Annotated in this window: 9 protein-coding genes; 7 read left to right on the top strand and 2 right to left on the bottom strand. The window is 70.0% G+C overall.

Annotated features, from left to right (window positions below):
* Nucleotides 1-85: 85 nt before the first annotated feature.
* The 4 genes from I4Q55_RS44325 to I4Q55_RS44310 all read left to right on the top strand — a co-directional run bounded on the left by I4Q55_RS44325 (nt 86) and on the right by I4Q55_RS44310 (nt 4711).
* Nucleotides 86-742 (top strand): hypothetical protein, encoded by a 657-nt coding sequence (locus tag I4Q55_RS44325; protein ID WP_206796803.1) that lies wholly within the window; start codon nt 86-88, stop codon nt 740-742.
* 30 nt (nt 743-772) lie between these two features.
* Nucleotides 773-2344, top strand: coding sequence for an alkaline phosphatase (locus tag I4Q55_RS44320; RefSeq protein WP_206796802.1), 1572 nt, complete (start codon nt 773-775; stop codon nt 2342-2344).
* Nucleotides 2345-2360: 16 nt separating this feature from the next.
* Complete coding sequence (locus I4Q55_RS44315; RefSeq protein WP_206796801.1) at nt 2361-2987, top strand: TetR/AcrR family transcriptional regulator; 627 nt, start codon at nt 2361-2363, stop codon at nt 2985-2987.
* 242 nt (nt 2988-3229) lie between these two features.
* A complete protein-coding gene (locus I4Q55_RS44310; protein WP_206796799.1) occupies nt 3230-4711 on the top strand; it encodes a glycoside hydrolase family 28 protein in 1482 nt (493 codons plus the stop codon).
* 207 nt (nt 4712-4918) lie between these two features.
* Here I4Q55_RS44310 and I4Q55_RS44305 read toward each other — a convergent pair whose 3' ends face one another.
* Nucleotides 4919-6106, bottom strand: coding sequence for a glycoside hydrolase family 105 protein (locus tag I4Q55_RS44305; protein ID WP_206796797.1), 1188 nt, complete (start codon nt 6104-6106; stop codon nt 4919-4921).
* Nucleotides 6107-6457: 351 nt separating this feature from the next.
* On the opposite strand from I4Q55_RS44305, the gene I4Q55_RS44300 reads away from it, so the two are divergent.
* Nucleotides 6458-8230 (top strand): alpha-L-fucosidase, encoded by a 1773-nt coding sequence (locus I4Q55_RS44300; RefSeq protein ID WP_206796795.1) that lies wholly within the window; start codon nt 6458-6460, stop codon nt 8228-8230.
* 45 nt (nt 8231-8275) lie between these two features.
* Here I4Q55_RS44300 and I4Q55_RS44295 read toward each other — a convergent pair whose 3' ends face one another.
* On the bottom strand, nt 8276-9499 hold the full coding sequence (locus I4Q55_RS44295) for a trehalase family glycosidase (protein WP_206796793.1): 1224 nt from the start codon (nt 9497-9499) through the stop codon (nt 8276-8278).
* A gap of 62 nt (nt 9500-9561) precedes the next feature.
* Here I4Q55_RS44295 and I4Q55_RS44290 point away from each other — a divergent pair, with 62 nt between their 5' ends.
* Nucleotides 9562-10698: an ROK family transcriptional regulator gene (locus tag I4Q55_RS44290; protein ID WP_206796792.1), complete on the top strand. Its 1137-nt coding sequence runs from the start codon at nt 9562-9564 to the stop codon at nt 10696-10698.
* 292 nt (nt 10699-10990) lie between these two features.
* The gene (locus I4Q55_RS44285) at nt 10991-12946 is read left to right on the top strand and encodes a protease pro-enzyme activation domain-containing protein (protein ID WP_206796791.1); all 1956 of its coding nucleotides are present in this window, start codon (nt 10991-10993) and stop codon (nt 12944-12946) included.
* Nucleotides 12947-12953: the final 7 nt, after the last annotated feature.

The raw sequence follows: 12953 nt of genomic DNA, 5'->3' as shown, positions 1-12953 counted from the left end.
CAGGGGATAGATCCATTCGGAGTGTCTGAGCGCACACGTGCGCGTTTTGTACGGAACGTGTATGCCCGAAAGCGACGCTGCCGGCATGAAGCGTTCGATATTCCGGCGTATCGCCGGTTCCGGCCTGGTACTGGCCGCGGTCGGCGCGCTCCTCACCGGCGGCGCGATCGAAGCGTCGGCGGCGGCGAGCGGGACCGTCAAGACCGCGGGTGACCCCCTCAACGTCCGCCGCGCACCCACCGCGAGTGCCACGGCCGTCAAGACCGTCGCCAACGGCGCCACCGTCACCATCGACTGCCAGATCACCGGCACGTCGGTGACCGGCACCTACGGCACGAGCACGTTGTGGGACTACGTGCCCGCGCTCGGCGGGTACATCTCGGACACCTACGTCTTCACCAACTCCGACACGCGAATCGCGCCGGACTGCGGCGTCGGCACGGGCAGCGGCCAGTGCGCCGACGCCTGCGCGGGCGAGGCGCAGTACCGCGCGTCCGACTCCCACTTCCTGGTCTACGACATGAAAGCCGACGGCTACTCCGCCGTGGTCGCCTACTGGCTCAAGGGTGGCGCCGGGCCGTTCTACGTCTGGAACTCCGGCGGCGAGGGCACGAAGGTCGACAAGGCCGTCTCGGTCCCGCGCGGCACCTGGCTCTTCTACAAGGTGTGCGTCGCCAACTACACGACCGCCAAGCCCGACCTGCTGTCCTGCAGCGACGGCATCACCGACTACGCGGCCTGAGGCCCGTCCACCACGAGAAAGGGCTTTCCCATGGGTCAGGTCAACCGGCGCAAGGTGCTGCTCGGCGGGCTCGCCGCGGTCACCGCCACCGCGGCTTCGGCGGCGCTGCCGTCGTGGGCGAACGCCCGCACCACGGCCGCCGCTCCGCCCATCCGCGATCCGTTCCAACTCGGCATCGCCTCCGGCGATCCGCTTCCCGACAGCGTGGTGCTGTGGACGAGACTCGCCCCCTCGCCGCTCAACCCGGACGGCTTCGGCGGCATGCCGGACGCCACGTACGCGGTCGACTGGGAGATCGCGAACGACGAGGCGTTCAGCTCGGTCGTGCAGCGCGGCTCGGTGAACGCCGTCAGCGCGTCCGGGCACAGTGTCCACATCGAACCGACCGGGCTCCAGCCGGCACGCGAGTACTTCTACCGGTTCAAGAGCTCCGGCTACATCTCGCCGGTCGGCCGGACGCGCACCGCGCCCGCCGCCGGTGCCGCGGTCAACCAGCTCAAGTACTGCTTCAGCTCCTGCCAGCACTGGGAGGAGGGCTACTACCACGCGTACAAGGGCATCGTGGCCGACGACCCGGACCTGGTGCTGTTCCTCGGCGACTACATCTACGAGAAGAAGTCGGGCCGTGCCGCGCAGGAGCGCAACCCGCGCAGCCTGTCCTTCACCGAGGACGTCACCACGCTGGCGCAGTACCGCGCCCGCCACGCCCAGCACAAGACCGACGCCGACCTGCAGGCCGCGCACGCGATCGCGCCCTGGATCGTCGTGTTCGACGACCACGAGGTCATGAACAACTGGAACGGCACCACCACCCCGGCGTCGGCCACGCGCAAGGCCAACGGGTTCCAGGCCTTCTACGAGAACACCCCGATCCGGTCGACGGCCAAGCCGAACGGCGCGTCGATCCAGCTGTACCGGCAGTTCGTCTGGGGCAACCTGGCCCGCTTCCACATGCTCGACACGCGCCAGTACCGCAGCGCCCAGGTGGCCGACCCCTCCGGCGACGCCGGGCCCGCCTGCGCCGACATGCGCAGCACCTCGCGCAGCATCCTGGGCAGCACGGAGGAGGCGTGGCTGCTCAAGCAGTTCGAGTCGCACCCCACCACCTGGGACTTCCTCGGTCAGCAGGTCTTCTTCGCCACGCGTGACGCCGACGGCAACAAGGCCACCTGCGAGAGCCCCGACTCCTGGCAGGGCTACGAGGCCTCCCGGAACCGGATCCAGCAGGGCTGGGTCGACCGCAAGGTCGCCAACCCGGTCGTGCTCACCGGCGACGTCCACCGGCACTGGGCCGCGGACCTGCGGCTGGACTACTTCAACCACAGCTCTCCGGTCATCGGCTCGGAGCTGGTCACGACGTCGGTGACGAGCAACAGCGACAACGCCTCGGCGCCCAGCTCGACCTGGTACGCGAACAACCCGCACATCAAGTACTGCAAGGGCGAGCGCGGCTACGTCCGCGTCACGACCACGCCGGCGCAGACGCGGGCGGACTTCATGACGACGTCGGACACCAGCGTCTACGACCCGGCGTCGGTGGTGATCAGGGCCGACCGCAGCTACGTGGTGCAAGCGGGCAGGCCCGGCCTCCAGCAGGTCTGAAGCTACGCTGCGTGACGTGACTGACGAACCGGGCCTGCGGGAGCGCAAGAAGCTCCGCACGCGGGCGGCGATCTCGGCGGCGGCGATCGGGCTCTTCCTCGAGCGCGGGTTCGACGCCGTCGGGGTCGCCGAGGTGGCACGGGTGGCGGAGGTGTCCAAGCGGACGCTCTTCGCCTACTTCCCGACCAAGGAGGACCTGGTGCTGCACCGGTTCGCCGACCACGAGACCGACGCGGCGGACGTCGTCCGCGCCCGCCGGCCGGGCCAGGGCCCGCTCGCCGCGCTGCGGGAGGCCTTCCTGCGGGGGCTCGAGGCGCGGGAGCCGGTGACCGGGCTGTGCGACCTCCCCGCGGTCGTCGCGGTGTTCCGGCTGGTCACCGGCACGCCGGCGCTGGTCGCGCGGCTGGCGGAGTTCACCGGGGCGGGCGAGGCGGCACTGGCCGCGGCGCTCGCCGAGGCCGGCGTCCCGGACCCGGACGCGGGCCTGGCCGCGGCGCAGATCACGGCGGTCCGGCGGGCGCTGGCGACGGCGAACATGGCCGCGATCGCCGGCGGCGTGCCCGCGCGGGAGCGGCTCCTCCAGGCGCGGGTGACGGCCGAACGGGCGTTCACGCTGCTGTCGTCCGGCGTAGGGTTCGCCTGACTCGCCGATCATGCCGGATTCACATTGTTGACCATGAAAAACGCACGGGGCACCCGGGTCCGGCGAAGGTAGACTCCCCAGAATCCTGAATGGACCGAACCACCGATCACGGGGACCCGCGCCCGACTGGGGGTGGCGCGGGTCCCCGGCTCGCGCGATCTTGACATTCCGTTGGTGTCACTCGTAATCTGGCTGTTCCGCCGTCATGCCGAATTCCGATTCCATGACAAGGCGGTGCCACGGTGAAGAAACTCTTGCTGATCATCTGCGCGGTGACGGGGCTGGTGGTGACCGGCGCCGGCGTTTCCGTCGCAGCGCCCGGCGGCGTGCACGACGTCAGGGACTATGGCGCCAAGGGAGATGGCTCGGCCAACGACTCCGCCGCCATCGACCGGGCGATCACCGCGGCGAACGCGGCGGGCGGCGGCACCGTCCGGTTCACCGCCGGCACGTACAAGTCGGCGAACACCGTCCACCTCAAGAGCAACGTCACGATCCAGCTCGACGCCGGCGCGACGGTCACCGGATCGGGCGCGGACACCTACGACAAGCCCGAGCCGAACCCCTGGGACGACTACCAGGACTACGGCCACAGCCACTTCCACAACGCGATGTTCTTCGGCGACAAGCTCACGAACATCGGCTTCACCGGCGCGGGCACGATCGACGGCGGCGGCCACCTCATCACCGGCAACCCGAAGTCCGGCGAGGCCGACAAGATCCTGTCCCTCACCCGGTGTGACGGCCTGACGCTGTCCGGCATCAAGCTCCGTCGCGGCGGCCACTTCGCGGCGCTGATCAACGGCTGCGCGAACGTCGTGTCCGACCGCCTGACCATCGACACGGCGAGCGACCGCGACGGCTGGAACATCATCAGCACCACGAACGTCACGATCACGAACGCGTCGATCGCCGCGAACGACGACGCGCTGGCGTTCAAGAGCGACTACGCGCTCGGCGCGAAACTGCCGAACGGGAACGTGACGGTGACGGGCGCGAAACTGTCGGCGGTCTGCTGCAACGCGCTGATGTTCGGCTCCGAGACGTGCGGCGACTTCAGCGGCTACCGCTTCTCGGGCATCACGATCACCGGCGCGCACAAATCCGGCATCGGCATCGTCTCGATGGACGGCGCGAAGATTTCCGACGTCCACTATCGCGACATCACGATGTCCGGCACGTATTCGCCGGTCATGATGAAGATCGGCACGCGCAAGCGGTGCGGGAACAACCCGGGCGTCGGCTCGATCAGCGGAATCACGTTCGACAACATCACCGGAACGCACACGGGCAGCAACTTCAGCCCGACGATCTGGGGTGCGGACAGCGGCCACCGCGTCTCCGACGTCACGTTCACCGGCGTGCGGCTTTCGGTGCCGGGCGGGAGCGGAACGATGGGCACGGGCGTGCCGAGCAACACGGCGACGGACTACAACCCGAAGAGCATCGGCACCCGCCCGTCGTACGGCTGGTACGTGCGCTACGCGGCCGGCGTCCGGTTCGTGGACAGTTCGGTGGAGTTCGCCAAGGACGACGGCCGCCCGGCGAGCATCGTCAACAACAGCTCGGACATCACGTTCGACCACTTCACGGCGGAGAAGGGCACGAAGAGCCCGTTCGACATCGGCTTCCAGTCGGTGACGGGCTACTGCGTCAAGGACTCGGCCACCACGTCCGGCTCCACCCTGCGGATGAACACCACAGGTTCCACCCCCACCTGCTGACGTTCCCGCGTGCGGAAAGGGGCTTCACACGTGTGCCAAGGGGCATCACGTGTGATTGCAGGGGCATCAGCCCGATGCCCCGCCAATCACGTGTGATGCCCCCTCAATCACGCGAGATGCCCGCCTGATCACGCGTGATGCCCCTTTCCGCACGGACGAAGGGGCCCCGGCTCGGAAGCCGGGGCCCCTTCTGCGGCGTCAGCAGGGTCAGTGGGAGTACTGCTCGTTCATGATCAGGAACGCCCCGAGGCCGTGGAAGTCGTTGGTCCTGCGGGCCCGGGCGTAGTAGTACGACAGGTCGCCGACGTTGGTGCCTTCGCCGATGTCCGTGATGTTCGTCAGGCCGTCCGGGCCGAGCGACACCTTGCGCAGCACGCCGGCGTAGCCGCGGTCCGCCACCGCCTGGTACGACGTCGGCAGGTAGCCTCGCTGGACGCCGCGGGCCAGCGTGAACGTGTACATCGACGACGCCGACGTCTCCAGCCAGTTCTTCGCGTCGCCGCCGCGGTCGACCACCTGGTACCAGCGGCCCGTCGCCGCGTCCTGGTAGCGCTGGTAACCCGCCGCCAGGAAGCGCACGACGTCGATCAGCGCGGCCCGCCGCGGGTGGTTCGCCGGCAGCACTTCGAGGATGTCGATGGTGGCCATGCCGAACCAGCCGATCGCGCGCGCCCAGTGGTACTTCGAGTGACGTCCGGAGCCGGACGCCCACGACTCGGAGCCGTCCTCGTCGTAGGCGTGGTACAGCAGGCCCTTCGCCGGTTCGCGCAGGTGGCCGAAGTACACGACGATGTTCTTCGCCGCCTCTTCGAAGCAGTAGTCCGCGTCGCCGAACGCCGCGCCGTACAGCGCGAGGAACGGCTGGGCCATGTAGACGCCGTCGCCCCACAGCTGGCCGGTCTTGCTCGTGGCGTGGAACATGCCGCCGTCGGACGTGCGGGGGTAGGCCGGGAACCGCTTGCGCAGCTGGTCGGCCGCCGTCTTGTACTTCCGGCGGCCCGTTTCCGCGTACAGCAGCGGCAGCAGCTGGCACGAACGCATAGAGTCGAGGTTGGTGAAGCTGTTGGAGATGCCGCTGTCGGTGATGAACCGGTCGTACCACGCCACGATGTAGTCGAGGTACTTCTTCTCGCCGGTGCGCTGGTAGAACAGGTACTGCCCGTAGAGGTACAGCCCGAGGGTGTAGCCCCAGCCGCCGATCTTGTCGGGTGTGTACCGCCGCATCGTCGAGTCGATCACCGCGCGGGACCAGTCCGGTGGCGGGGCCGCGCCGCCGATCGGGGGCAGCCGGTCCGCCGCCCGCGCGAGGGGGCCCGCCGCGGCGAGCGCGCCCACGGCGCCGAGTGTCCCGGCCAGGACCGCGCGCCGGGTCGGGCGAAGGGGATGTTCGGACATCGTCGTCCCTTTCGTGCCTGGCCCCGCGACGCGGTGGATGGGTGGCCGGGATGCCGATCCGCCGTCCGTCGGCATCCCGACCAGCTCTGGGGGCGCGGCGCGGGAGCCCGTGTCGCCGGAGCGATGGTCTGGCGAGCGAAAGCGCTCTCGGGGAGAACATCTACTCGCCCGTCCGACGCGGAGTCAAGAGAGATCGGATCTCTCGCGTCATATATCAGATATTTAACCCGAACGGCCGTAGTGACGATGTACCGGCCAGCGAGACTTCGCGAAAAGGTCGGATCTCAGCCTTGACCGTGCCGCGCTGTCAGGAGTACACCACCGAGTGGACCAGACCACTGGAGGTGGCTCATGGCAGACAGGTTCCTCCGCCGGCTGCTCGTCGCGGGCGCGACGGCGCTGGCGGTGTCCGGGCTCATCGCCGCACCGGCTTCGGCCGATCTGCAGAAGCCGTCGCAGCAGTGGCTGCGCGACAGCCAGGCCGGGCTGTTCCTGCACTGGGGCATGCGCACCTCGCCGGGCTACACCAGTTGCAGCGCCTGGGAAAAGGCGGTCACCGACGGCGGGTGGAGTCCCGCCTACTGGGTCACCGAAGCCGAGAAGCTGCACGCGTCCTACCTCGTGCTCGCGTCCTTCCACAGCCGGCTCGGCTACGCGCGGGCCTGGCCGTCGAAGATCCCCGGCAGCTGCACCACCCGGCGGGACTTCCTCGGCGAGCTGGTGGCCGCCGCGAAAGCCCGCGGCCTCAAGGTCATCCTCTACATGACCAACGACGCCCAGTGGCACGACGAAGGCGGCCACGAGTGGCTCGACTCCGCCGGCTACTCGAAGTACAAGGGCAAGGATGTCGATCTCGACAGCCAGAACGGTTTCGGCCAGTTCAGCTACGACAACTTCTTCGAGGTCATGAAGAACTACCCCGACCTCGGCGGCTTCTGGATCGACAACGACAACGCGTACTGGGAATCGCACGACCTCTACCGGCAGATCTACCAGCAGCGCCCGGACTACCTGCTGAGCAACAACAACGAAGACACGCCGATCATGGACACGATCAGCAACGAGCAGAAGACCGGCATGACGCCGTCGTACGACTACCCGCAGGCGACGTACACGGCGATGCCGCGGCTCACCGAGGCGTGCTTCAAGCTGCCCGACACGGGTTCGTGGTGGTACGGCGGCTCGAACCCGGCGGTGAACAAGATGCTCAACGTCGGCCGGCTCGTCACGAACTCGGGCTCGTCGATCAAGTCCCTGATGGCCGAGACGGCGATGGTGAACGGCAGGTTCCCGGCGAACCAGGAGGCGTTCAACAACTTCGCGGACACTTACCTCGACCGGATCTGGGAGTCCCTCGGCGGCACCGAAGGCGCTGGGTACCTGTACGGCGGCATGCAGCCGGGCTTCTGGAACGACGGCGCCCACGGCGTCATCACCATCAAGGGGGACACGCAGTACGTGCACGTCCTGACCAGGCCGTCGGGCAGCACGCTGAAGATCCGTGACAACGGCTACCGCGTCCGCCGCGTCACGAACCTCCGCACCGGCGCGGCGATCGCCTTCGGCCAGGGCGGCGGCAGCCTGACGCTCACCGGGCTGTCCGGCTGGGACACCTACGACACGGTGTTCGAGGTCGAGACGGCGGGTCGCACCGGCACCCACGACCCGAAGACCGTGACGATCGAGGCGAGCGCGTCGGCCAGTGGCCACAGTGGACAGTCCGCGAGCGACGGCAGCTACCTCACCTACTTCGACAACAACAAGACCCTGCCGGTCAACCTCGACTACGACCTCGGCGCGGCGAAGAAGGTGCAGTACCTCGGGATCAACCAGCGCGAGGACTCCGTGAGCTACGCCCGGTCGGACACCGAGCAATCGGCGCGGATCAAGGCGTACCACGTCTTCGTGTCGGCTGACGGCAAGAACTGGGGCAGCGCGGTGAAGTCCGGGACGCTGCCGAGCCACCGTGGCGTCCAGTTCGTCGACCTCGCCGCGGTGACGGCCCGGTACGTGCGGCTCCAGGTCACGAGCACGTACGCCGCGTCGAGCGACAGTTCGCGCTACAAGCGGTTGCGGATCGACGAGACCTGGCTCGGTTCGGACTACGCGACCGCGGCGCGCTGAGCGGACCGCCCAGCCGCCCCCGAACGCGGCTGGGCGGCCCGTTCCTCAGTGCCGCTCGGCCAGCAGGTCCACGGTCAGTGCCGCGGTCCAGCTGAACGAGCGGGTGCCGTGGCCGGCCCCGGTCAGTGGGTCGACGTACTCGGCGAAGCCGGTCTGCGCGGCCGTCTCGACGAGGTCGTCGCGCAGGCGCGCGGCGAGCGCGTGCTCGCCGTGGCGGAGCAGGCCCTGCCGGACGAGCCAGCCGACGTTGAACCACGACGGCCCGCGCCAGTAGCGGCCCGGGTCGAAGCCTGGCGCGGTGAGGTCGTAGCTCGGGACGCCGTGCACCCGGCCGAGCCGGAAGCGCGGGCCGGTCGCGGCCGCCAGCAAGGCGGGTGCGACCGCCAGGTCCGGCAGCACCAGCGGCAGCAGGCCCGCGCACGTGTGCTCGTGGATCAGCGCGCCGGTGCGGACGTCGCGGGCGAAGAAGAAGCCGTTGTCCCAGAGCGTTTCCTGCATGGCCTTCTCGAGGCGGGCCGCGGCTTCGCGGTGCTCGCCGGACGGCAGGCCGAGCTCCTCGGCGATCTCGGCCAGTGCCAGTTCGGCGTCGGCCAGGAGGGCGTTGAAGCCGGGGTCTTCCACGACGAAGTCGCCGGGGTCGGCGTACCCGCTGTCGCGGTAGGCGGCGGCGAGCCGGACGTACCGGCCGTAGTCGTCGTCGCTGGGCCGGTCGGCGGCGTCGCCGTGCTGGAGGTCGCGGCGGACGAACCCGGTGGCGAGCGGGACGCGGGACAGGGGCTCGTCCCAGGCCGGGCTGTTGTCCATGCCGGACTCCCACGGGTGCACGATCGCCACCAGCCCGCGGCCGCCCGCATCACGCCGCGTCCGCAAGTAGTCGTGCCAGGCCACCAGCTTCGGGTACAGCGCCGCGAGGAACCCGGGATCCGGCTCGGCCTCGTGCGCGGCGAGCGCGGCGCGGGCGTGGACCGGCGGCTGGACCAGGCCCGACGTCCGGCCGGCCTGCCAGAAGGACGGCCCCGGGAAGTAGGCCTCGGGCGGGGTGTCCGGGTCGAAGACGATGTGCGGGACGCGGCCGTCGGTCCACTGCGCGGCGAACAGTGTGCGCAGCTCGCGCCGGGCGTGCGCGGGGGACAGGTGGCGCAGGCCGAAGGCGATGAACGCGGAGTCCCAGCTCCACTGGTGCGGGTAGAGCGACCGTGAGGGCACGGTCGACGCGCCGAGCCAGTTGCCCGCCAGGACAGCCGCTGCCCGCTCCCGTGTTACGTTCATATGTCCAATCTATCTCCGACTTGTGTCTTGTCAATGGACAAAAGTCCGAAGGGGGTCGCGGGATGACCAGCGCCGGCGAGCTGTTGCGGCTGGTCCGGACCGGGCAGGCGACCACGCGGAAGGCGCTCCAGGTCCGCAGCGGGCTCTCGCGCTCGACGCTGACCGCGCGCCTGGACCGGCTCCAGGCGGCGGGCCTGCTCGCCGAGGGCGGCCAGGAGGACTCCACCGGCGGCCGCCCGGCGCGGCAGCTGCGCTTCGACGACGGGCACGCGGTCGTCCTCGCCGCGAGTATCGACACGACGCACGCCGAGGCCGTGGTCACCGACCTGGCCGGGCGGGTCCTGGCCCGCCGCGCCGGCGCGCTGCGGGTCGCCGACGGCCCGGAGCCGGTGCTCGACCGCATCGCGGAGTGGTTCGAGGCGCTGCGGGCCGAGGCGGGCCGTCCGGTGTGCGGGGTGGGGGTCTCCGTGCCGGGCCCGGTGGAGCCCGGCCGCGCGCGGGTCACCCAGCCGCCGATCATGCCGGGCTGGGACGGCTACCCGATCGACGCCCACCTCGGCGCCCGGTTCGGCGCCCCGGTGCTGGTCGACAACGACGCGAACCTGATGGCGCTGGGCGAGCACCGCGCCCGCTACCCGGAGTCGGCGGCGCTGGTCGTGGTGAAGGTGTCGACGGGCATCGGGGCGGGCCTGGTCCTCGGCGGCGAGGTGTACCGCGGGATCGACGGCGGCGCGGGCGACATCGGCCACATCCGGCTGCCGGGGTACCCGGAGGCGCGCTGCCTGTGCGGCTCCCACGGCTGTCTCGCGGCGGTCGCCGGCGGCGGCGCGCTGGCGGCGAGGCTGACGGACCTGGGCTTGCCGACGGAGTCGGGCTCGGGCGTCCGCGACCGCATCGCGGCGGGGGAACCGGCCGCGGTCCGGCTGGCCGAAGTGGCCGGCCGCCAGGTGGGCGAGGTACTGGCGACGCTGGTGTGCGTGGTCAACCCGGGGGTGGTGGTGATCGCCGGGGACCTCGCCGAGCCGCATTTCGTGGCGGGTGTGCGGGAGGTGCTGTACCGGCGCGCCCTGCCGCGGGCCACGCAGCACCTGCGGGTCGAAATCGGCGGCCGCGGGGAGGGAATGGCGGTCGGGGGCGCGGTGTCGATGGTGGTCGACGCGGTGTTCGCCCCGGCGGAGGTCGACCGGCGGCTGGCGTGACGGCCGAAGTGCCGCCACCGCCGGACTGTCCCGAGTGGACTCCGGCGACCGACTTTAGTAGGTGGCGGCCGTGGTCCGCGGCGCCGTCGCGAAACGGACCAAGCGCGCATGAAACACCATTCCTCGCTTTTTCTTCGCGACAAATCGGATTTCCTTACCATGGTTGACGACTCGCGAATTCCTGGCGAGATAACGGTTCCGCAAGTACTTCCCTGGGAGCGGAACACCGTTCTAGTCTCACCCGGTGTTTCCAGGCCCGTTTCCGGGGGCCGTTTCGAAGAGGGAGATTTCTGTGCGAAGAAGCTCCACCCTGCTCCTTTCGCTCGCGGTGGTGGGTGGCCTGACCGGCGCCCTGCCGGCGACCGCGTCCGCGCAGGGACGTCAGGACATCCCGCAGTCGCACCCGTTGTGGGCGAACGCGCAGGCGAAGGTCGCCGACACGGCGCCCGCCGCGAAGCTGAGCTTCCGGGTTTACCTGAACCAGCGTGACAACGCCGGCGCCGAGGCGCTGGCCCAGGCCGTGTCCGATCCGGACAGTGCGACCTACCGGCAGTTCCTCAGCCCCGACCAGGTGCGCGACCGCTTCGCCGCCAGTGACGCGACCGTCGGCGCCGTCAAGGCGTGGCTGACCGGCAACGGCTTCAGCATCGGCGAGATCCCGTCGAACCGCGCCTACGTCGAAGCCACCGGCACCGCGGACCAGACGGAAAAGGCGTTCGCCGTCGACCTCGGCAAGTACCGGGTCAAGGGCCAGACGCTGCGTGCCGCCGACAAGAACCTGTCCGTGCCGGCGAACCTGGCCGGTGACGTGCTCGGCGTCGTCGGCGTCGACCAGGCCACCAACCTGTTCAAGCCGGACCACACCGACGGCGCCGACCCGGGGACCGCGACCAAGGCCGGGCAGCCGTCCGACGTGGCGCCCTCGCCCGGGTTCCGCAACGCGCCGCCGTGCAGCGCCTACTACGGCGAGAAGACCGACACCACCGATCCCGCCTACAACGGCAAGCAGCTGCCGTACGCCCCCTGCGGCTACACCCCGGCGCAGCTGCGGTCGGCCTACGGCATCGACAAGGCCGGCGCCGACGGCAAGGGCACCACGATCGCCATCGTGGACGCCTTCGCCTCGCCGACCATCTACGCCGACGCGAGCACGTACGCCCGGAAGAACGACCCGGCGCACCCGCTCAAGCAGAGCCAGTTCTCGCAGCACGTCTTCCCGGTGAACTCCGAGCTGGAGCCGCCGGACCAGTGCGACGCGGCCGGCTGGTACGGCGAGGAGACCCTCGACGTCGAGGCCGCCCACGGTCTCGCGCCGGGCGCGGACATCCTGTACGTCGGCGGGTCCGACTGCCAGGACAACTCGCTCGACGAGGCACTGAACTACGTGGTCGCCGGCCACAAGGCCGACATCGTGTCGAACTCCTACGGCGACACCGGCGAGGACATCCCGGCCGACGAGGTCAAGGTCTTCAACCAGATCTCGCTGCAGGCGGTGCTCGAGGGCATCGGCGTCTACTTCTCCTCGGGTGACAACGGCGACGAGGTCGCGCGCCTCGGCACGCCGTCGCCGGACTTCTCCGCCTCGGCGCCGTGGATCACCGCGGTCGGCGGCACGTCCATCGCCATCGGCAAGGACGGCAAGAAGATCTTCGAGACCGGCTGGGAGACCAGCAAGTCGCCGCTGACCGACGGGGTCTACGGCCCGGCCGCCTACACCAGCGGTTCCGGTGGCGGCACGAGCCGGCTGTTCCCGCAGCCCTTCTACCAGAAGGGCGTCGTCCCGGACGCGCTGGCGACGAAGAACCAGACCGGCAAGAACAAGGGCCGTGTCGTCCCGGACATCGCCGCGATCGGCGACCCGAACACCGGCTTCCTGGTCGGCCAGACGCAGACCTTCCCGGAGGGTGCGCACTACGACCAGTACCGGATCGGCGGCACGAGCCTCGCGTCGCCGGTGTTCGCCGGCATCATGGCGGTGGCCGACAGCTTCGACCACTTCCACCACGGCTTCATCAACCCGGTGATCTACAAGCTGACGTCCCGCACGTCGGCGATCTCCGACGTGAAGCACGTGGACGGCGCGGTGGCCCGCGTGGACTACGCGAACCAGGTCGACGCGACGGACGGCCTGCTCCGTTCGGTGCGGACGCTGGACTACCAGGGGCTGACCATCCACACCGCCCCGGGCTACGACGACGTGACCGGCCTCGGCACGCCCAACGGGCTGCTGTTCCTGCTGCTCGTCTAGTCAAGAA

It is taken from the genome of Amycolatopsis sp. MtRt-6, assembly GCF_017308975.1.
GTDB lineage: Bacteria > Actinomycetota > Actinomycetes > Mycobacteriales > Pseudonocardiaceae > Amycolatopsis.
Note: the sequence above shows the minus strand (reverse complement) of the source record. Positions and strands in the feature narration are given on the sequence as shown.